This window comes from Streptomyces sp. NPDC057617 (assembly GCF_042800555.1).
Taxonomy (GTDB): domain Bacteria; phylum Actinomycetota; class Actinomycetes; order Streptomycetales; family Streptomycetaceae; genus Streptomyces.
In genome coordinates, this window is sequence record NZ_JBHVGV010000012.1 from 250,786 (window position 1) to 272,025 (window position 21,240).

16 protein-coding genes are annotated in these 21,240 nt (G+C 70.4%); 8 read left to right on the forward strand and 8 right to left on the reverse strand.

The features are described 5' to 3' along the window. The coding region (locus ACFU9P_RS27510) for a beta-ketoacyl synthase N-terminal-like domain-containing protein (protein ID WP_384085727.1) at window positions 1–5,237 on the reverse strand (5,237 nt) is incomplete at its 3' end. Between the two features lie 925 nt (window positions 5,238–6,162). On the opposite strand from ACFU9P_RS27510, the gene ACFU9P_RS27515 reads away from it, so the two are divergent. Together ACFU9P_RS27515 and ACFU9P_RS27520 are read left to right on the forward strand one after the other, a co-directional pair. Next, entirely contained in the window at window positions 6,163–7,998 is a 1,836-nt protein-coding gene (locus tag ACFU9P_RS27515) for a glycoside hydrolase family 15 protein (protein ID WP_384085848.1), read from the forward strand. A gap of 54 nt (window positions 7,999–8,052) precedes the next feature. After that, window positions 8,053–8,787, forward strand: a complete 735-nt coding sequence (locus ACFU9P_RS27520; protein WP_376383642.1) for a VOC family protein — start codon at window positions 8,053–8,055, stop codon at window positions 8,785–8,787. Between the two features lies 1 nt (window position 8,788). Here ACFU9P_RS27520 and ACFU9P_RS27525 read toward each other — a convergent pair whose 3' ends face one another. Then, a complete protein-coding gene (locus ACFU9P_RS27525) occupies window positions 8,789–9,946 on the reverse strand; it encodes a DUF475 domain-containing protein (protein WP_384085730.1) in 1,158 nt (385 codons plus the stop codon). 160 nt (window positions 9,947–10,106) lie between these two features. On the opposite strand from ACFU9P_RS27525, the gene sthA reads away from it, so the two are divergent. The 6 genes from sthA (at window position 10,107) to ACFU9P_RS27555 (ending at window position 16,180) form a co-directional block, all read left to right on the forward strand. After that, window positions 10,107–11,510, forward strand: a complete 1,404-nt coding sequence (gene sthA / locus ACFU9P_RS27530) for a Si-specific NAD(P)(+) transhydrogenase (RefSeq protein ID WP_384085733.1) — start codon at window positions 10,107–10,109, stop codon at window positions 11,508–11,510. 323 nt (window positions 11,511–11,833) lie between these two features. Next, window positions 11,834–13,483, forward strand: a complete 1,650-nt coding sequence (locus ACFU9P_RS27535; RefSeq protein ID WP_384085735.1) for an ATP-binding protein — start codon at window positions 11,834–11,836, stop codon at window positions 13,481–13,483. A gap of 7 nt (window positions 13,484–13,490) precedes the next feature. Then, a complete protein-coding gene (locus tag ACFU9P_RS27540) occupies window positions 13,491–13,901 on the forward strand; it encodes a roadblock/LC7 domain-containing protein (protein ID WP_376383580.1) in 411 nt (136 codons plus the stop codon). After that, window positions 13,898–14,269, forward strand: coding sequence for a DUF742 domain-containing protein (locus ACFU9P_RS27545; protein WP_376383582.1), 372 nt, complete (start codon window positions 13,898–13,900; stop codon window positions 14,267–14,269). Before ACFU9P_RS27540 ends, ACFU9P_RS27545 begins: the two co-directional genes overlap by 4 nt. Continuing rightward, window positions 14,247–14,855, forward strand: a complete 609-nt coding sequence (locus ACFU9P_RS27550; RefSeq protein WP_384085739.1) for an ATP/GTP-binding protein — start codon at window positions 14,247–14,249, stop codon at window positions 14,853–14,855. Before ACFU9P_RS27545 ends, ACFU9P_RS27550 begins: the two co-directional genes overlap by 23 nt. Continuing rightward, window positions 14,753–16,180: a cytochrome P450 gene (locus tag ACFU9P_RS27555; RefSeq protein WP_384085742.1), complete on the forward strand. Its 1,428-nt coding sequence runs from the start codon at window positions 14,753–14,755 to the stop codon at window positions 16,178–16,180. Before ACFU9P_RS27550 ends, ACFU9P_RS27555 begins: the two co-directional genes overlap by 103 nt. A gap of 28 nt (window positions 16,181–16,208) precedes the next feature. On the opposite strand, the gene ACFU9P_RS27560 is transcribed toward ACFU9P_RS27555, so the two are convergent. The 6 genes from ACFU9P_RS27560 to ACFU9P_RS27585 form a co-directional block, all read right to left on the reverse strand. Continuing rightward, entirely contained in the window at window positions 16,209–16,970 is a 762-nt protein-coding gene (locus ACFU9P_RS27560) for an amino acid ABC transporter ATP-binding protein (protein WP_384085745.1), read from the reverse strand. Then, window positions 16,967–17,863 (reverse strand): amino acid ABC transporter permease, encoded by an 897-nt coding sequence (locus ACFU9P_RS27565; protein WP_376383636.1) that lies wholly within the window; start codon window positions 17,861–17,863, stop codon window positions 16,967–16,969. Before ACFU9P_RS27565 ends, ACFU9P_RS27560 begins: the two co-directional genes overlap by 4 nt. A 17-nt stretch (window positions 17,864–17,880) precedes the next feature. After that, window positions 17,881–18,774, reverse strand: coding sequence for an ABC transporter substrate-binding protein (locus tag ACFU9P_RS27570; RefSeq protein ID WP_384085748.1), 894 nt, complete (start codon window positions 18,772–18,774; stop codon window positions 17,881–17,883). 352 nt (window positions 18,775–19,126) lie between these two features. Beyond that, complete coding sequence (locus tag ACFU9P_RS27575; protein ID WP_376383592.1) at window positions 19,127–19,984, reverse strand: hypothetical protein; 858 nt, start codon at window positions 19,982–19,984, stop codon at window positions 19,127–19,129. A gap of 92 nt (window positions 19,985–20,076) precedes the next feature. Further along, window positions 20,077–20,394 (reverse strand): PadR family transcriptional regulator, encoded by a 318-nt coding sequence (locus tag ACFU9P_RS27580; RefSeq protein WP_376383594.1) that lies wholly within the window; start codon window positions 20,392–20,394, stop codon window positions 20,077–20,079. Between the two features lie 116 nt (window positions 20,395–20,510). After that, on the reverse strand, window positions 20,511–21,206 hold the full coding sequence (locus ACFU9P_RS27585) for an HAD family hydrolase (protein ID WP_376383596.1): 696 nt from the start codon (window positions 21,204–21,206) through the stop codon (window positions 20,511–20,513). Between the last annotated feature and the right edge of the window lie 34 nt (window positions 21,207–21,240).

Below are 21,240 nucleotides of genomic sequence, written 5' to 3' on the forward strand. Positions count from 1 at the left end.
ATCTCAGCCCGCTTGATCGAATCCACACTCAGATCCGCCTCAAGATCGAGTTCGGGCTCGATCATCTCCACGGGGTAGCCGGTACGCTCCGCCACCACGGCCAGCACCGAGCCGAGGACGGACTCCCGGTCCATGGCGGGCGGTGCGGCCACCGGGGCCGCCGCGATGGCCGCTTGCGGAAGGGGCGCGGGAGGCAGTGCGGCGGGGGCGGTGACCGCGGGGGCCGCCACCGCGTAGGCGAGCGGCCGGCCGACGGGTTCGGCGGCCGACAGAGCGGCCGGTCCGCCCAGATAGCTCAGCATCACATCACGCTGAGCCGCCACCAGGTCCCGGCTGGTGCGCAGGAACTCGGCGACAAGGGCGTCCGGTCCGGACGCGGCGGCGCCGTGGGGGGCGTGGTTCTCCGGCACGATCAGCTCCGTAACAGCTCTGGCGGGGTGGAGGGCGTTGGCGGGGATGGTGCCGTCGGCGCGGCGGACGAGCTGGCCGTCCACGGTCCAGCCCGCGGGCCGGTCCGCGGTGGCGGTCTCGGGGTCGACGGCGTCACGGCCCTGGAAGAGCCGGCCGGTACGGAGATCCGTGCCGCTGACGGCGAGCTGGGCCAGGGCGGTGAGGAAGCCGGTCAGCCCGGCTCCCGCTGCCCGGCCGCCGTCGAGCGGAACGGTGCGGTGCGGGCGGTCGCCCAGAACGGCGGAGACGAGCCGGCTCAGTACCCGGCCCGGGCCCACCTCCACGAAGACGCGGGCGCCCGCCGCGTACATGGCCTCGATCTGCTCGGTGAACCGGACGGGCGCGCCGATCTGCGCGGCGAGCCCGGCCCGTACCGCCTCCGGATCGGCCGGGTACGGATCGGCCGTACGGTTCGCCCAGACGTCGAAGCCCGGCGCGTACACGGTCATCGAGGCCAGGCGCTCGGCGAAGGCGTCGCCCGCGCCGGCCAGCAGCGGGCTGTGGAAGGCGCAGGCGACCTGGAGCGGCTTGGCGGAGTATCCGGCGTCCCGCAGCCGGGCGACGGCCTCGCCCATCGGCTCGGTCGGGCCCGAAATGACGGTCTGCTCGGGGGAGTTGTGGTTGGCGGCGACGACGGTCCCGGCGAGACCGGCCGTCCGCAGCACGTCCTCGACCTGTCCGGCCGTGGCGGTGACGGCCGCCATGGTGCCGGGGTCGCCCCCTTCGACCTGGGCCAGGATGGCTTCGGCGCGGGCCGCGCTGGCGGTGAGGACATCGTGCGGCGCGAGCGCGCCCGCCACACCGAGCGCGACCAGTTCGCCGTAGCTGTGGCCCGCGGCCATGGCCGGGCGTATTCCGAGGGAGGCCAGCAGATCGGCGGCGGCGAGTTCGACGATGCCGAGCGCGGGCTGGGCGACGGTGGTGTCGGTGATCCGGGCGAGCTGGGCGGCCCTGCCCTCCTCGTCGAAGGCGGCGGGCGGGTAGAGGGTGTCTGCCCAGCGGGCGCCGAGCTGGAGGTAGCGCTGCAACTCGGGGAAGGCGACGAAGAGTTCGGCGAGCATGCCGGGGCGCTGGCTGCCCTGCCCGGGGAAGAGGAAGGCCGGCTCACCGGTCGTGCCGACGGGGTCTCCGCTGCCGTCCGCCGTGTACAGCCCTGCCTTCGGGTCCTGCTCCCCCTCGGCCGCCCGGCGCAGCAGCTCCGCGAGCCCGTCGAGGCTGTCCGCGACCAGGGCGATCCACACCCCCTCGCCCCGCCCGGCCGCCTGGTCGCTGCGGTGCGCCGCATGGCGGGCGTAGTCGCGCAGCCGCCACTGACCGCCGCGCCGCACGAGGTCCAGCAGGGCGCGCGCGGACCGGCGGGCCGCCTCGGCGTCCCGGCCCCGGAAGGTGAGGAGTTCGGCCGGCCAGGTGTCCAGGGTGTGCGCGGCCGGCGGCTGATCGTACGCGCGTAGAACGACATGGAAGTTCGTACCGCCGAAACCGAAGGCGCTGACGCCCGCGATACGGTCCGCCGGTTCCGCGGCCCAGGGCCGGGCGGCGGTGTGGAAGACGAAGGGGCTGGTGTCGCCGTCCCAGGCCGTGTTGGGTTCCCGTACGTGCAGCGTCGGCGGCTTCACCCCGTGGTGGAGCGCCAGGGTGGTCTTGATAAGTCCGGCGAGTCCGGCGGCGCACTTGGTGTGCCCGATCTGGGACTTGACCGAGCCGATGGCACAACTGGCGGGCTCGGCACCGGCTTCGGTGAACACCTCGGTGAGCGTGGCGAGTTCGGTGCGGTCGCCGACGACCGTGCCGGTGCCGTGGGCCTCGATCAGGCCGACATCGGCGGGTGAGACCCCGGCGTTGCGGTAGGCGCGGGTGAGCGCGGCGCGCTGGCCGGCGGGGCGGGGCGCGGTCAGGCCGAGTGCGCGCCCGTCGCTCGCGCTGCCGACGCCGTCGATCACCGCGTAGACGCGGTCGCCGTCGCGTTCGGCGTCGGCGAGCCGCTTGAGCACCACACAGGCCACGCCCTCGCCGAGCGCGATGCCGTCGGCGGCGCCGTCGAAGGTGGCGGAGCGGCCGGTCGGGGAGAGCGCGTGCACGGAGGAGAAGAGCAGATAGTCGTTGATGCCGTTGTGCAGGTCGGCGCCGCCGCACAGGACCAGGTCGCTGGTGCCGGTGACGAGTTCCTTGCAGGCCACGTCGACGGCGGTGAGGGAGGAGGCGCAGGCGGCGTCGACGGTGTAGTTGGCGCCGCCGAGGTCGAGCCGGTTGGCGATCCGCCCGGCGATGACATTGGCGAGCATCCCGGGGAAGGAGTCCTCGGTGAGCCGGGGCAGCTGCTCGTCGAGCGCGGCGGGGATGGTGCCGACATAGCCGGGCAGCACCGTGCGCAGGGTGGTCGCGTTGGACAGGTCGCTGCCCGCCTCGGCGCCGAACACCACGGAGGTACGGGCGTGATCGGTGCCCGCGCCGTCGTATCCCGCGTCGGCCAGCGCCCGTCGCGCGGCTTCCAGCGCGAGGAGCTGTACGGGCTCGATGCTGGCCAGGGACGCGGGCGGGATGCCGTACCGCAGCGGGTCGAAGGGGATCTCGGGCAGGAAGCCGCCCCAGCGCGACGGGGTGCGCTCGCCGTCGCCGTCCGGCGCGTAGTACCGCTCGGCGTCCCAGCGGTGGGCCGGGACCTCGGTCACACAGTCCTTGCCCGCCAGGATGTTGGCCCAGAACTCGGCGGTGTCGGGGGCACCGGGGAACATGCCCGCCATGCCGACCACCGCGATCCGCAGCGGCGCGGGCGCGGGCTCCTCGGTGGCTCCTCCGGTGACGCCGAGTACGGGGCGCAGCGCGGCGGCGCGGGCGCGCAGCCACTCGGCGGCGCCGTCGGCGACGGAGTCGTGGAGCGCGGCGACGGTGGTGGTGGCGGAGCGCAGGACACAGACCTCGCCCGCCATGAACATGCCTTCGCTGTCCTGGCGTGCCTCGTCGACCGGGCGCAGTTCGTCGCCGACCCGCTCGATCCCCTTGCTGGCCAGCCGCAGCCTGCCGACGTTGAACCGCTCCAGGCGCTCCCAGATCTCCCGGTCGGGCACGCCCTGCTCGCGCAGTTCGTCCTTGAGGCCCGCGAAGTCCTCGGTGATGGCGCTGTGCGCACAGCGGGTGGCGTGTCCGGGCGCGGTCTCCAGCAGGTCGGTGCGGTCGGCGGCGACGATACGGCGCTGGAACAGCGGCTGGATGGCGCCGGCCGTGACGGCCTCTTCGGTGAAGAGGTACGCGGTGCCCATGAGCACCCCGAAGGCGACCCCGGCCCGGGTCAGCGGGGCGGCCAGGGCGGCGGCCATCGCGGCGGAGCGCTCGTCGTGGATACCGCCGGCGAACAGTACGGTCAGCTCACCGGCTGCCTCCGGTCCGGCCTCGGCGACGAAGTCGAGCAGGATGTCGGTCTGGGCCTCCCAGAGCGGGAAGCTGTTGCGGGGTCCGACATGCCCGCCGCACTCGGCGCCCTCGAAGATGAACCGGCGCGCCCCTGCGGCGAGGAACTGCCGCAGCAGCCCCGGCGAGGGGACATGCAGGAAGGTGGTGATGCCCTCCGCCTCCAGCGCCGCGGCCTGCGCGGGCCTGCCGCCGGCGATGATCGCGTGGGTGGGCTTCAGCTCCCGTACCACGTCGAGCTGCGCGGCCTTGATCTCCTCGTCGGCGAATCCGAGGACACCGACCCCCCAGGGCGCGTCGCCGAGGGCTTCGCGGGTGCGCTCCAGCATCGAGCGGGTACGTTCCGCGCTGGCGAGGGCCAGTGCGAGGAACGGCAGTCCGCCCCCGGCCGCGACGGCGGCGGCGAACGCGGGTTCGTCGCTGACGCGGGTCATCGGCCCCTGCGCGACGGGCAGTTGGGTGCCCAGGGTCCGGGCGCCCGCCGATCCGGCGGCGAGCGCTGCGGCGGGCTCGTCGTCCTCGACGGCGGCGGTCATCGCCGCCCGGACACCGCGGACCGCCTCGCCCACGCTCCCCCAGCGCCGGGCGAACACGGCCGCGAGGAAGGCGTCCTGGCCGACCGGAAGGAACTGGGTGCGCAGATCGTCGCTGCCGACCCGGGCCGCGAACTCGGCGGGATCCGCCGGGAGTTCGGGGGCTCCGGGGCCCCGGCGGCGCAGTACGCGTGTCCCGTGGTGGAGCACGGTCTCCGAGCCGTCGAGCCCGGTGAGCGCGGCGGCGATCTCGGTGGGCAGCCCCGCCTCGTCGAAGAGCGCGAGCTGGGTGTCGAGGACGACACCGGCCGCGCCTCCGGCGACCGCGGCGGCGGCCGTGTGGGGTCCGATGCCGCCGCAGGCCCAGACCGGCAGGGTGAGGGACGGGTCGGCCAGTATCCGCTGGAGCAGGACGAAGGTGCTCAACTCGCCCGCCCGGCCGCCGCTTTCGGCGCCGCGGACGATCAGCCCCGAGGCACCCGCCGCGGCGGCCCGGGCGGCACCCGCCGGATCGGTCACCTCCACCAGGACCCGGCGGCCGGCGAATTCGGCGGGCGACCGCGCGGGGTCCGCCAGCAGCACGGTGTCCACCAGTCCGGGCAGATCGCTGTCGGTGGCGGGGCAGCCGGGCCGGATCCGGACTCCGAAGGGCAGCGACGACCAGCGGCAGGTGCGGTCGAGCGTGTCGGCGATGTCCCGGGGATCATCGGACAGTTCCAGCACGCCGGTCGCGCCCGAGCGGGCGGCGACGGCCGTCAGCCGTGGCGACGGCCGGTGCAGCGGATTGACGACGATGACCGAGTGTGTCAGCGAGAAGTCAATGGACGCGCCGGGCTCCGGCATCCGCATGAAGTCTCCCGAATCAGTGGGGGGTTTACCGGCGGGTAGTTAACTGGCCCGGCTTCCCCGGGGTCAACCGGTCACACTCCGCAGCCACTCACCCTCGGTAGATGCTCAATCACTCCGAGTGATGGAAGATTTTCGATGAGCCGACAGCAAAGGGACGTTTTTCAAGGACGCCATCCTGGGCTCACGTGCGTGATATCACGCTGTCATGCCAATGAAATGCAGAGTCTTCATCCGGGCCGATGCCTGTGCCGAAGGTCACAGCATCTCGGGCCCCCATTCGCCCCCTCGACGGTAGCGCCTACGGGGCGTGACGTAACCCCCTCGGACGCGCAAAACTCTTTGGGCGGCGGGCATTTCACCACGACCGAAGCAGATCGATATCCATTGCCCTTACCGCATTTCCACGAGAGCGAAGTGACCGCACGGTTACGACTCGGCTACCGACGGGTAAGCCGCCCGCGTGGCCGTCCAAGTCGCCCTCAGAGCAGGGGGTTTGGGGCTTCCGGCGCAGACGGGTCCCGCGCGGTCGGGCGTGGCGGGAAATACCCCCGCAGCGGTCCGGCGTCCAAGGGAAATCCGCGCGTTCGGGATGGAAATTCCTGACGATGGCCCACTCGCCGCCGGCTCCCGGTCTTCTTGTCCCGGCTCCGGAACCCGACGGAACCTGGCGGAACTCAGCAGAACTCGGCAGAACTCGGCGGTTATGTCCGGCCCGGTGCCGAGGCGTGATGTTTTCCGCCCGCCGTGCGGGACAGTGGTATTTCCAGCCGGGCCGGGAAGAAGTATCCCTTCGGCCGACCGGACGTATACCGACATGCGGGTCCGTGCCCGCTCCGTGAGACTTGGCGGGGTGAAACGCGATCAGGACACGGATCAGGAAACCGATCAGGACACCCCTGCCCCCGGCCGGCCCGACGAGGGCTATCTGCCGATCGCCGAGCACGGTCTGATCGGGGATCTGAGGACCGCCGCGCTGGTCGGCACCGACGGGCGCATCGACTGGTTCTGCGCCCCCCGCTTCGACTCCCCCAGTGTCTTCGCGTCCCTGCTCGACACCGAGCGGGGCGGCTTCTGGGACATCGCACCGATGTGCGACGGCGCCACCCGCAACCAGTTCTACTTCCCCGACACCAATATCCTGATCACCCGTATCCTCACCGCCGACGGCATCGTCGAGGTCCAGGACTTCATGCCGGTCGTACGGGAACGGGACCCGAAGCACCGCCAGCGGCTGGTCCGGCGGGTGGTCAATGTCCGCGGCCGGATGCGGCTCGCCGTACGGATCGCGCCGCGGCTGAACTACGGCCGCGACACCCACCGGATGGAGCGGATGCCCGACGGCGTACGGTTCGTCGGCGAGTCCCTCACCCTCTGGCTGCGCTCCTCCGTACCCCTGGCCTTCGACGGCATGGACGCCCGCGCGGAGTTCGAACTCTTCGCGGGCGAGACCGCGCTGTTCGATCTGGAGACGGCCGGCGAGGCCGACGGCTCGGTGACGGAACCCGACCCGTGCGCGGTGGACGCGGTCGCCGCCGAGGCGCTCTTCGAGTCCACCGTGGCCTTCTGGCGCCGCTGGCTGAGCCAGTCCACGTACACCGGACGCTGGCGCGAGACCGTCCACCGCTCGGCGCTGACCCTCAAGCTGCTCACCCATGAGCCCACCGGCGCGATCATCGCCGCGCCCACCATGGGGCTGCCCGAACAGGTGGGCGGCACGCGGAACTGGGACTACCGGTACGTATGGATCCGGGACGCCGCGTTCTCCCTGTACGCCCTGCTGCGGCTGGGCTTCACCCAGGAGGCGCAGGGATTCATGGACTGGCTGACCGACCGGCTGCGCAGCGCGGAGCCCGACGGCGCCGAGGGCCCGCTGCGTGTCGTGTACTCGATCGACGGTCACGCCCATCTCCCCGAGGAGGAACTCGGGCACCTCGACGGCTACCGGGGCTCGCGCCCGGTGCGTACCGGCAACAACGCCAGCGGCCAGCGCCAGCTCGACATCTACGGCGAACTGATCGACTCGATCTATCTGTTCAACAAGTACGGCGTGGGCATCTCGCACGACAGCTGGATGGATCTGTGCGACATCCTGGAGTGGCTGATGGACCACTGGGACATCACCGACGAGTCCATCTGGGAGACCCGGGCCGGCCAGCAGCACCACACCTACTCACGGCTCATGTGCTGGGTCGCGGTCGAGCGCATGATCAGGATGGCACGCCAGCGCGGGCTGCCCGGGAACCTGGTCCACTGGACCGCCGTACGGGACGACATCTACCGGCAGATCATGGCGCGCGGCTGGAACCCCCGGGAGCGTGCCTTCGTCCAGCGGCTGGCCGCCGAGGACGGCCATGAGCCCGAGAACATCCTGGACGCCTCGCTGCTGCTGATGCCCATGGTCAAGTTCGTCTCGCCCATCGACCCGCGCTTCCTGTCGACCATCGACGCCATCGGCGAGCGGCTGGTGGCGGACAGCCTGGTCTTCCGTTACGACCCGCAGCAGTCACCCGACGGGCTGACCGGCACCGAGGGCACCTTCTCCATCTGCTCGTTCTGGTGGGTGGAGGCGCTGGCGCGGGCCGGCGAGGTGGAGCAGGCGCGCCTCGCGCTGGAGAAGATGTTCACGTACGCCAACCATGTGGGCCTGTACGCCGAGCAGATCGGGCTCACCGGTGAGCACCTGGGCAACTTCCCGCAGGCGTTCACCCATCTCGCCCTGATCAGCTCGGCGATCAATCTCGACCGTGCGATGGGGCGCTGAGCCGTGCCGACGACACGACACGCGGTGGTGGGAGCGCCCTGCTGGGTGAGTCTGATGGCCCGCGATCTCCGGTCCGCGCAGGACTTCTACGGTGCGGTCCTCGGCTGGACCTTCCGGACCACGGCCCTGGGCCCGGAGTTCCGCGTCGCACTCGCGGGACCGTCCGCCGGCGCGGGCCCGGTCGCGGGCATCGGGGCGCTCGCCCCGACCCTGGGGACCGCGGTGGCCTGGACCCCGTACTTCCTCGTGGACGACGCGGACACGGCCGCCGCCCGGGTCCGGGAGCGGAGCGCCACCGTCGCCGTGGGCCCGCTCGCGATGCCCACCGGCCGCGCGACCCTGGCCGCCGACCCGGACGGCGCGGTGTTCGGCCTCTGGGAGGGCAGGACCCTGCCGGGCTGGTCGGTGGGGTGCGGCAGCGGGCCCGCCCGGCTGGAGCTGCGGACGCGGGACGCGTTCGCAGCCGCGATCTTCTACGGGCAGGTCCTGGTCTGGGGCTCGGACGAGCGGGAGAGCTGCGAGGTGCAGTACGAGAACCACGAGGTCCTGGTGCGCGACGGCACGCATACGGTGGCGGCGCTGCGCGGCGGAGCCATCGGCAGCGCCCCCGATCCGCAGATCCGGCCGCGCTGGCATGTGTTCTTCCGGGTGGCCGACACGGACGCGGCGGCCCGGGCCGTACCCGGCGCGGGAGGCATCGTCGTCATCCCGCCGGCCCCGGCGGACTCCGGCCGGCAGGCCACCCTCCGCGACCCGGACGGCGGGCTCTTCAGCGTCGTCGACGGGTGAGTCACTCGGCGCGGGCCGGGTCGGTGTTCTCCGCTTCCCCGGCGGGACGGGCCGACCGCGCGAGCCGGGCGTTGCGGCGGACCGAGGACCAGAAGGACCAGGCGATCAGGACCACCCCGACCAGACCCGTGATTATCTCGCTGATCTGGTACTGGATGGTCACGAGAAGGATCACGGCGAGCGCGCCGATGGCGTAGTGCGCGCCGTGCTCCAGATAGACGTAGTCGTCGAGGGTGCCCTGCCGCACCAGATAGACGGTGAGCGACCGTACGTACATCGCGCCGATCCCGAGGCCGAGCGCCATCAGCACGATGTCGTTCGTGATGGCGAAGGCGCCGATGACCCCGTCGAAGGAGAACGAGGCGTCGATGACCTCCAGATAGAGGAAGGTGAAGAACGCGGCCCGGCCGGTGAGCGCGGCCACCGCCCCGTTCCCGAGGCCCCGTTTCACGCGTTCCTCGCGCGCCTCCTCGGCCTCCTCCTCCGCTTCCTCCTCTTCTTCGATGCGGTTTTCGAAGAAGGACGACAGCCCGGCGACCACCAGATACGTGATGAGTCCGGCGACCCCGGCGGTCAGCACCGTCGCCGCCTTGTCGGCGTGCCCGCCGCCGTGCTGATGGGCCTGCGTGGCGACGGTCATGGCGGCGACGACCAGAGCGATCAGCGCGATGCAGACCGAGAGCATCTCGATCTTCCCGAGCCGGGCGAGCGGCCGCTCAAGCCATGCCTGCCACTTGATGTCCCGCTCCTCGAAGATGAAGTTGAGGAAGATCATCAGCAGGAAGATCCCGCCGAAGGCGGCGATCGCCGGATGCGCGTCGGTCACGAGCTGCTGGTAGCGGTCCTTGTCGTTCAGCGCCAGGTTCACCGCCTCGACCGGCCCGATCTTCGCGGTGACCGCGACGATCACCACGGGGAAGACCAGCCGCATCCCGAAGACCGCGATCAGCACGCCCACCGTGAGGAAGACCGTCTGCCAGAAAGCGCTCATCCGCTTCAGGATCCCGGCGTTGATCACCGCGTTGTCGAACGACAGCGAGACCTCCAGGACGGCCAGGATCGCGACGATCCCCAGGGCGGCCCACCCGTCGTAGAGCGCCCCCGCGGCAAGGCCGGCGGCGGTGACGAGAAAGGCCCACCTGAACGTCTTCAGAACCACTGACTTGTCATCCTCCCTGGATACGGCGCGCCCTCGGCAGCGGACCGGACAGGTCTCACCGTAAAGCCCACACCGTAAGTGAACGCGGCAGGTCCCGGGCGGGCGAATCGCCTCCTGGTCCGCCCTTCCGGGAAACACCGGCGGCTGACAGACTCCTCCCGTGCCCGACTTCGACATGCTTGTCATCGGATCAGGACCGGGCGGCCAGAAGGCCGCCATAGCGGCGGCCAAGCTCGGCCGGCGGGTCGCCGTCGTCGACCGGCCCAATATGGTGGGCGGCGTCTCCATCCATACCGGAACCGTCCCTTCCAAGACACTGCGCGAGGCGGTGCTCTATCTCACAGGGCTCACCCAGCGGGATCTGTACGGCCAGAGCTACCGGCTCAAGGACGAGATCACCGTCGCGGATCTCACCGCCCGTACCCAGCATGTGATGGGCCTGGAGGTCGATGTCGTACGGAGCCAGCTCGCCAGGAACCAGGTGACGCTGCTCTCCGGCACCGGGCGGTTCATGGACGAGCACACCGTGGCCGTACGGGACGGATCGGGCCAGGAGCGGGTCCTCACCGCCGGGCACATCGTCATCGCCACCGGTACCCGCCCGGCCCGCCCGGCGAGCGTGGAGTTCGACGACCGTACGGTCCTGGACTCGGACAGCGTGCTGAGCATGGAGCGGGTCCCCCGGTCCATGGTCATCGTCGGCGCCGGTGTGATCGGCATGGAATACGCCAGCATGTTCGCCGCCCTCGGCAGCAAGATCACCGTGGTCGAGCAGCGTGAGGGAATGCTCGACTTCTGCGATGTCGAGGTCGTCGAGGCGCTCAAGTACCGGCTGCGCGATCTGGCGGTGACCTTCCGCTTCGGTGAGACGGTCGCGGCGGTCGAGCGGCACGAACAGGGCGCGCTCACCATCCTGGAGAGCGGCAAGAAGATCGCCGCCGACGCGGTCATGTACTCCGCCGGGCGGCAGGGGATGACCGAGGAACTCGACCTCGACAAGGCGGGGCTCTCCGCCGACCGGCGCGGCCGGATCACGGTGGACGAGCACTACCGCACCGAGGTTCCGCACATCTACGCGGTCGGCGATGTCATCGGCTTCCCGGCGCTGGCCGCGACCTCGATGGAACAGGGCCGGGTGGCGGCGTACCACGCGTGCGGCGAGCCGGTGAACGCGATGCACCACCTCCAGCCGATCGGTATCTACACCATTCCCGAGATCAGCTTCATCGGCCGGACCGAGGACCAGCTCACCGAGGAGCGGGTGCCGTTCGAGGTCGGGGTCGCGCGGTACCGGGAACTGGCCCGCGGCCAGATCGTCGGGGACGCGCACGGCATGCTGAAGCTGCTGGTGTCGCCCGAGGACCGCAAGCTGCTCGGCGTGCACTGCTTCGGCTCCGGGGCGACCGAGCTGATCCATATCGGACAGGCCGTGATGGGGTGCGGCGGTACGGTCGACTATCTCGTCGACGCGGTGTTCAACTACCCGACGCTGGCCGAGTCGTACAAGGTCGCCGCCCTGGACGTGACGAACAAGATCCGCCAGATCGACCGTATGAAGCGCTGAGCGCCGAGCGCCCGCCACCTGGCCGTCACCGTGAACGGCCAGGTCCGGGCTGCCCTCTTACCGTGACCCCATGTGGCCGGGATGTGACTTCGCGTGAGGGCGCGGGTTGTACGATCCCCCAACAGCGTCCGGTGAAGAGGTAGTTCTACCCATGATCAAGCCGTATGTCCGTGCCGAGGCCGCAGGGGCCCAGCTCCCCACGCCCGCCCGTCCGGCGCTCATACCGGCTTCCCGCCGCCTTCGCTGCCCGTGACGCCCGCCGGGTGAATTCAGCCGGACGGCTTCAGCCGGACCATGATTTTCAGCCAACTCGAAGGTTTTCCATGGCACGTTCCCCCGCGCCCTCACGTCTTTTCCGTACCTCGCCGTGGCCCTGGCCGGCGACTCTCGTCATGACCGCCACCGCGTTCGCCGCCGCGGTGGTGTCCCTCGCGCGTGTCCACGCCGGCGCGGCCGTGGCGTACGGCGTGGTCGCCCTGCTGGTGCTCGCCTCGCTGGTGAGTCTGCGCGGTCTGCACCGGCGCGCCGAGGAGGCCGCCGCCCGCCGCGAGGCCGACTGGCGCTCCCGGCTGGAGCAACAGGCCGAGCTGGTACGGAGAGAGGCCGAGCACCTCGTCAAGGAACGGCTGCCCGCCGCGCTCAGCAGGACGGAGATCCCGGTCCCGCCGCGTACCGGCGGCGGACGGCTGGGCGACACGGTGGCCACATGGTTCGACCGGCTGCTGACCGAGGTCGCCGACTCGGTCGAGCACCGCGAGGAGTCGCAGCGCCTCGCGCTGGTCGAGCTGGCGAGCCGGGTCCAGACCTCGGCGCACCGGATCCAGGCCGCGGTGACGGGGCTGGCCGACCGCTATCCCGGCGACGCCGATCTGCTGGAGACCACCATGCGGGTGGACCACGCGGCCACCCAGCAGGCCCGGCACGCCCAGAGCCTGAAGGTGCTGTGCGGCGAGTGGCCGGGACAGCAGTGGCAGAAGCCGCTCGCGCTGGTCGACGTGGTCAGGGCCGCGTCCGGCCGTATCGTCGCGTACCGCCGTATCGAGGTCACCGGCGACCCGGACATCGGGGTGCGGCCCGCGGTCGTCGAGCCGCTGGTGCATCTGCTGGCCGAGCTGCTCGCCAATGCCACGGAGTACTCGCCGCCGCGGACGAATGTGCCGGTGACGGTGCGTACGGTGCAGCGCGGCGCGGTCATCGAGGTGGACGACGGCGGGCTCGGCCTGGACGAGTACCGGCTCGCCGAGGCGCGCGAGATCGTCTCCGGGCGCAGGCTCCTCGGGGTCGGCGAGGTCGGCGAGATCCCGCAGACCGGTTTCGCGGTGGTGGGGCGGTTCGCCGACCGGCACGGCTTCCATGTCGACCTGGGGCCGTCCCCGTACGGCGGTGTCCGCGCGGTGGTGCTGGTGCCCTCGGAGGTGCTGGAGACCCTCGCCCCGGCCGGTACGACCCCGCCGCGCCGGTCCGTCAGGAACGTACCCCGGCCCGCGCTTCCGCCCGAGACGGCCGACACCCCGGTGCCCGGCACCCCGGTGCCCGGCACCCTGGCGGACTCTCCGGCCGTGCACACCCCCGCGGCGGACCGGACGTCCGTCTCCGTCTCCGCCGTCCCCCTCCCCAAGCGCTCCGCCCCCATGACCCCTGTCCCTGCGATTCCTGCCCCGGTGACTTCCAGCCCTGTGAACCCCGACCCGGTGAAACCCGGCCCCGCGGCCTCCGAAGCTCCCGGCCAGGGGGCGCCCGCCGCCCCCCGCCGGACCTCGGGGCGGCTTCCCCAGCGCCGCTCACGACGCGGCGAATACGCTCCGGCGGCCGAGGCGGCACCCTCCGCCACACCGCCGCCGGGCACACCGGAACAGGCCGGTAACTGGATGGAGCAGTTCTTCGAGGGCGGCCGGCCCGCACCGGCGTCCGGCTCCCTCCCGATCGAGGGCCATGACGGCCCGTCCTCCCCCACATCCGAACGGAAGGACTGAACTGAGCATGAGTTACGTGGAGAACCCGGAGCAACGCGGCTGGATGATCGCCGATGTCGCCGTGGTGCCCGGGGTCAGAGAAGTGATCGTCTTCAGCGCCGACGGATTGCTGCTGGCCAGTTCCGAGGGGATGAACCGGAACTCCGCCGACCGGCTGTCGGCGAACTGTTCCGGCCTCCAGTCCCTCGCCCGCAGCCTGGGCCGGGAGTTCGGCGAGGACGGCGGGGCCGTACATCAGCAGATGGTGGAGTTCAACGGAGGCTTTCTCTTCATGCGCAGCGCCAACGGAGCCCATCTCGCCGTGGTGACCGGGCCCGTGGTGGACCCGAAGCTGGTCGCCCGGCAGATGCAGGCGCAGGTGCTGAAGATCGGCGCCGGGAATCTGAGCAGTCCGCCGCGACAGGAATCGGGTCGGTGAGCGGTCCCGAGAGCGAGGGCGAGTACGGGTCCGGCGCGTTACGCCCGTACGTGATCACCAGGGGACGCTCCCGGCCCTCGCGCAACACCGTGGGGGTCGAGACCCTGCTCATCGCGGCCGATCCGCCCTGCGAGCTGCCGGTCTCCGCGACCCGGGAGGAGCGCGCCCTCGTCCGGATGTGCGAGCGGCTGCTCTCCCTGGTGGAGGCGTCCGCCCATCTCGCACTGCCGGTGAGTCTGGTGAAGGTGCTGGCCTCCGATCTCGTCGACAGCGGCCATCTGTCCGCGCGCTCCGGCGTCCCCCAGGCCGTGCAGCCCGACCCGCAACTGCTTCAGGAGGTACTGGATGGTCTCCGTCGGCTCCGCTGACCGCTATTTGCCCGACACTGTCCAGCAGGCTGTGAAGATCCTGGTCGTGGGCGCGTTCGGCGTCGGGAAGACCACACTGGTCGGCTCGGTCAGCGAGATCGAACCGCTGCGCACCGAGGAGGTGATGACCGAGGCCAGTGTGGGCGTGGACGATCTGGCCGGGATGTCCACCAAGACCACCACCACGGTCGCCATGGACTTCGGCAGGGTCACGCTCAACTCCCGGCTGGTGCTCTATCTGTTCGGCACTCCCGGGCAGCGGCGGTTCTGGGATCTGTGGGAGGGGCTCGCGGAGGGCGCCCTCGGGGTGCTCGTCCTCGTCGACACCCGCAGGCTGGAGGACAGCTTCGACGTCCTGGAGCAACTGGAGCTGCGCGGGCTGCCGTTCGCGGTCGCGGTCAACCAGTTCCCGGACAGCCACGAGTACGCCACCGGTGAACTGCGGCTCGCGCTCGACCTGTTGCCGGAGACACCGGTGGTGATGTGCGACGCGCGCGAGCGGGCTCCCTCGGTGGAGGCCCTGATCAGCCTCGTCGAGTATGTGTCCGCCGCCGGTACGGTGCCCGCCAAGGAGACCGTCTCATGACCCAGACCGCCCCTTCTGCTCCTTCCGCTCCTTCTCCTCTGGGCGCTCCCGTCGACTCACCTCCCGCTCCCGCGCCGCCGCCCGGCTGCCCCGCGCACACGGGCAACGGCGGCGGTACGGAACCGCTTCCGCTCACCACCGCGACCGGCGCCGCCGAACCCCGCGAGGTCTACCGCGGGCTGCGCGAGGAGTGGGGCACCGTCGCCCGGGTGGAGCTGGAACCGGGCGTCCCCGCCTGGCTGGTGATGGGCTACCGGGAGCTACTGGCCGTCACCCGCCAGGAGCAGGTCTTCTCCCGCGACGCCCGCAACTGGCGCGACCTCAACGAGGGCGTGGTCTCGGCCCGTTCGGGACTCCTGCCGATGATGGCGTGGCGCGCCAATGTCATCGGCGCGGACGGTCCCGAGCACCGCCGGCTGCGCCAGCCCCTGGACGACGGAGTCGCCCGTATCGACCAGCGCAAGGCGCGCCGCCAGGTCGAGAAGGTGTGCACGGAGCTGATCGCGGAGTTCTCCCCGCACGGCCGCGCCGATCTGGTGAGCGAGTACGCGGCGATCGTGCCGCTGCTCTCCATCGCCTCGCTGTTCGGTCTTGACCGGACCGAGGGGCAGGAGCTGCGGCGGGCGCTGGTCGCGCTGTTCGGCAGCGCCGACGACTCGCAGGACGGCAACCGCCACTTCCAGGAGATCCTTGTCGACACCCTGTGCGAGCGGCAGGTCAACCCGGCGGACGATCTGACGACCGCGATCATCCATCACCCGAATCTGCGCACCGACGCGGAGCGGCTCCAGTCGATGGTGGTGATGATCTCCTCGGGGACGGAGGGCGTCAACGCCTGGATCTCGCACGCGCTGCGGCTGATGCTCACCGACCCCCGGTTCGCCGCCCGGCTGCACGGCGGCCGGCTCGGGGTGGACGACGCCCTGGACGAGGCGCTGTGGCGCGATCCGCCGATGAACAACATGCCGGCCCGGTACGCGCTGCGCGACACCGAGCTGGGGGGCCGCCGTATCAAGCGCGGCGATGTGCTGATCCTGGGGATCGCCGCGGCCAACGACGATCCGGCGATCCGCCCCGACGAGGCGGGCGAGCCGGGCAACCGCGCGCATCTCGCGTTCTCGGCGGGTCCGCATGTGTGCCCGGCGCAGGTGCCCGCGCGGCTGATCACCCGTACCGCGGTGAACACCGCTCTGCATCTGCTGCCGGACATGCGGCTCACCATCCGGGCCGAGGAGGTGAGCTGGCAGCCCTCGCCCTGGACGCGGGTACCGGTCTCGCTGCCGGTGGAGTTCTCCGCGGCGCGGGGCCGGCCCGGGCAGGGGTGACGCGCCGTGCGGGCCGGGCCGGCGGGCGTCAGAGCCGGCCCGCCTCGACGATCCGCCGCAGGAACCGCTTCGTACGGTCCCGGCGCGGCGCCCCGAAGACCTCCGCCGGTGTGCCGCGCTCCAGGACCACCCCGCCGTCCAGGAAGCAGACCTGGTCGGCGACCTCCCGGGCGAAGCCCATCTCATGGGTGGCGAGCACCATCGTCATCCCCTCGTCCTTGAGGTCCCGTACGACCGAGAGCACCTCGCCGACCAGCTCCGGGTCGAGCGCGGCGGTGATCTCGTCGAGGAGCAGCAGCCGCGGGCGCACGGCCAGGGCGCGGACGATCGCGGCGCGCTGCTGCTGGCCGCCGCTGAGCCGGTCCGGGTACTCCCCGGCCTTGTCGCCGAGACCGAGCCGGGCCAGCAGCTCCCCGGCCCGCTGCTCCGCCTCCTCGCGCGGGACGCCGAGGACCCGGCGCGGTGCCAGGGTGATGTTCTGGAGGACCGTCATGTGCGGGAAGAGGTTGTACGACTGGAAGACGACGCCGATCCGGCGGCGCACCGCGTCCGGGTCGGCCCGGGGGTCGGTGATCTCGTCGCCGTCCAGGAAAATCGCGCCGTCGTCGATCTCCTCCAGCAGATTGGCGCAGCGCAGCAGGGTCGACTTGCCGGAGCCCGAGGCGCCGATCAGGGCGGTCACGGTGTGCGGCGCGACATCGAGGCTGACGTCCCGCAGTACGACCCTGTCCCGGCCGAAGGTCTTGCGTACGGACTCCAGGCGCAGCACGGGCGTGTCGCCGGCCGTCATACGGTTCCTCCCTGCGCGCGCCTGCGGTCCATCCGGGCGGTGACCCAGTCGGTGAAACGGGTCATGGGGATCGTCAGCGCGACGAAGACCAGGCCCGCGACCACGTACGGCGTGTAGTTGAAGTACTTTCCGGCGATGATCTGGGCCGCGTAGACGGCGTCGACCGCGCCGGCGATCGAGACGAGTCCGGTGTCCTTCTGGAGCGACACCAGATCGTTGAGGAGCGGCGGTACGACACGCCGTACGGCCTGCGGAAGCACCACGTACCGCAGGGTCTTGGCGTTGGACAGCCCCAGCGAGCGGGCCGCCGCGCGCTGCGAGGGATGGACGGACTCGATGCCCGCCCGGAAGACCTCGGCGACATACGCGGAGTAGGTCAGGACGAGCGCGGTCCCGCCGAGCAGGACGGGGTCGTTGGTGACGCCCTGGAGCCGCAGCGCGGGCACCCCGAAGACGACCATCAGCAGACAGATGATCAGCGGCAGTCCGCGGAAGAAGTCGGTGTACGCGGTGGCCAGCGCCCGGACGGGGAAGAAGACCGGCCCGCGCAGGGTACGGGCGACGGCCAGCAGCAGTCCCAGGACGAGGACGCAGGCTCCGCAGACCGCCAGCAGCCGCAGATTGAGCAGCAGTCCGTCGAGGACCTGGGGCAGTGCCATACGGGCGTACTCGGCGCTGAAGAAGGTCTCGCGGGTGCGCTGCCAGCCGGGCGAGCCGGTGATGACGAGGTAGAGCACGGCGCCGGTCACCAGGGTGGAGAGCGCGGCGACGGCGGTGGCGCGGCGGGCGCGGGCGCGTTTGTACCGCTCCCGTTCGAGCCGGCGCGCGGACGGTGTGTATCCGTCGTCGTCATCCTTGCGCGCGCGCCCGTCCTTCCCTCCGTCCTTCGCCAAGGGCGTGGTTCCGAAGGTCACTTGAGCACCGGCGCGTCCACGGCGTCGGACAGCCACTGCTTCTCCAGCGCGGCGAGCGTTCCGTCCTTGCGCAGTCCGTCGACGGCCCGGGTGACACAGGTGGTGAGTGCGCTGCCCTTGTCGAGGACGAGCCCGAACTGCTCCGCCGTACCCGCGGAGTCGGCGAACTGGCCGACCACCTCGGCGTCCGGCACCTCGGCCGAGGTGATGTAGAAGGCGGTGGGCAGATCGACGACGATGGCGTCGACCTGGCCGTTGCGCAGCGCGGACTTGGCGAAGTCGTTCTTCTGGAAGACGGCGGGCTGCTGCGACGGCTTGATGATCTCGTTGATGGTGTCCAGGCTGGTGGTGCCGACCTGGGCGCCGAGCTTGGCCCCCTTGAGGGCGGCGGCGCTGGTCGCTCCGGCGTACGGGGACTTCTTCAGCGCGACGACGGCCTGGCGCACGTCGTAGTAGCCGGAGGAGAAGTCGACGGCCTGCTTGCGCTCGTCGCTGATGGAGACCTGGTTGATGTCGAAGTCGAAGTTCTTCTCGCCCGGCGCGAAGGAGTTGTTGAACGGGACGGTCTGCCAGACGACCTGGTCCTTGGTGAAGCCGAGTGCCGTGGCGACGGAGTACGCGACGGCGGACTCGAAGCCCTTGCCGTTCGCCGGGTCGTCGTCCTGGAACCAGGGCGCGTACGCCGGCTTGTCCGTTCCGACGGTCAGCTTCCCCTTGGTCTCCGTGGCCAGCGCGCCCGCCTCGCAGGAGGAAGCGGACTGCGGGGCGCCGGCGGCGGACGCGTCCGACGACTCCGGCGACGAGGGCGAGTCCTGCGGGGCGCAGCCGGTGGCGGCGGTGACGGCGAGGACGAAGACGGCGGGGAGGAAGCTTCGGGCGGTGAGGTGCATGGCGGGAGAGTGACACCGTATGGGGGTGTCTGTCGAGATCACAGGATTGCGATCGCATGAAATCCGCCGGTGGGAGGGTTAGGGCCTGTCGTCAGACTGCCGTCGTCCGGCCGGAGGCCGGGCCGGGCGGCGTCTGGTGCGTGCGATCGCAAGGCGGAGGTATCGGCGGTGTTGATGGCCCGGCCGTACTCGGGCGACTCCGACAACGCCGCGAGCGTGCGTGCCAGGCGTCGAACGGCAGACGGCAGTCTGACGACAGGCCCTAGGGGAGGTTTGACCACCGGGCCGGGATTCCGGCACCGGGCCTGGCAGGGGGCACCTCGTCATGTTCGGGGGGAAGTTTCGGTCGTGGCTACTCAGCAGATGGAGGTGGAGAGGCCAACTCGATTCCCCGGATGCGTCGCAACCACCGCGTCAGGACGTACAAGCCAGCGCCGAGGATGCCACACGGCTCCCAGATCTCCGTGAGAAGAGCGGGGATGCCGCCATAGCCCACGATGTAGATGGCCTGCCCGCCGACGATTGTGGTGATTGAGCTATTCGTACGCGAGTCCTTGCGCAATATCCAGTCCAGCGGCTGCCACAGAGGTCGAGCGATGTCGTGCGCCCTGTACTTAATGGCGGCGATGACGAATCCGAATGCGTGCAGTACCTGGTCTCGGGAACTGAGCACGAGACCGTCTTCAGGTGCGCCCATGAGGTCTGCTAGCCATGCGTCGCGCATTCGGACTCCACGTCGTCCGGCAATCACGATAGCCAGTCTGGTTGTGCCACTGGCCAGTGAATCTCTGGTGCTTTGACGTAGCCGAACGAGGAATCGTTGGAGAGGGATCTCATCCATTCGCGCTTTTGCGATGCGCGTTGCATGCCTGACTTCCGCAATCTGTGGACTGACCACGAGTGCGAGAGCACGCGCTTCTTCTGTCACAGTCTTCGCCTCGGCCAGCAGTGCCCTGGCAGCCGTCTGATCGCCTGCAAGTGCTGCGGTATCCGCTTCCTCAATTCTCGTTTCTGCGAGCTTGACCAGTTCCAGCGCTCGCTTTCCGCCGCTCGAAATCACGAGGTTGTATTTTTCCCGAGCCTCGTTAACGGCGGCGTTTGCGATGAAGGCGGCCTTTTTATTGATGAGCAACACCGCGAGCGTAAGAAACTGGAAAAATAGGATAGGTGTGACGTCTGGAGTGATGCCTTCCAGCATCGTGCTGGTCACGTTCCAGACGGCACTCGACATGCCTATTCCGACAGCGAGCCAGTACCCGTTGGTGAATCGCGTTTTGCGGGAGAAGGCGCGTTGAAGCAGTCTCATGCTTGCCCGCCCGTCCAGCGCAGCGTCATCTGTCGTTGCGCTCTTCGAGCTTCAAGAGCTTGGCCTGCCTGTGAGCGTCCCGCTCCTGTCAGAGCATAGAACCGGCGTGGTGGGCGCCCAGGGTGTGGAGTGGCCTCGCTCCAACTGGTGGCCCAGCCTCGCTCTTCCAGACGATCAAGAATTGGGTAAACGGTGCCGGAGCCGAGGTCCGCATCGCGGCAGATGGACAGCCCCCAGGCGGGATTGTCATCGGTCGCGGCGAGTAGCACCTCCAGGACGGCGATGGTTGGCTTGGTCAGCCGGATAGTTGGCATGCCACCAGTAGAGCATATGTCGAGTACGACATACCAGGGGTTGCTGACTCTCCCGCCGAGGCCGAGCCGCGCCAGATGGGGTGCGGTAGCTCCCTTCGAATAAACAGGTGTTGTCGTTATATGTCTGTTTGTGTTCGACCGTGAACGTTAGCGGCGTGTACGAACGCAGCCGTGTCCCGCAGGTCAGCGAGAACAACCTCGGCTCCTGCCCCTCGCAGTTCCTCCTCGGTGCTCCGCCCGGTCGCTACGGCGATGACACGCACTCCGTTGGCCCGTCCGCCCTCTACGTCCGCAGGGGTATCGCCGATCAACACGGCGTCGCTCGGTGCACAGTTAGCCCGTGTCAGAGACAGCCGGACGAGGTCGGGACGTTCGTCGGCGTTTTCGCCGTAGGCCCCCAGTTCCCACGCGATGTGCCGGTCCAAGCCGAAGACGCCCAACTTGATTTCCGAGACGGGGCGGATGTTTCCGGACACTACTGTCTGGACGACGCCCGGGATCGAGGCCAGCCCGTCGAGTGCGGCAGCTGCCCCGGGGAGCGCGTGGCCGCGCTCACGCAGCTCGGCGGAGTGCTTCATGTGCTGCTCCGTCAGTGCTTCTGCGAATAGCTCGAAGTCTCCGCGGTCGGTGACCAGGCCGTGGAGTTTCGCTGTCTCCCGGAAGATCACAGGCTCCGTGATGCCGTCGATCTTCGCCTGCTCACGCATCACAACACCGGTCGCCTGCCGAAACGCAGCGGCCGACAGTTCCCGCCCCACACCCCGTGTCGAGATCAGCGTGTGGTCGATGTCCCACAGCACCAGCCTCACCATTCGCCTCCAACGACCCTCTAATAGTTACAAGTTG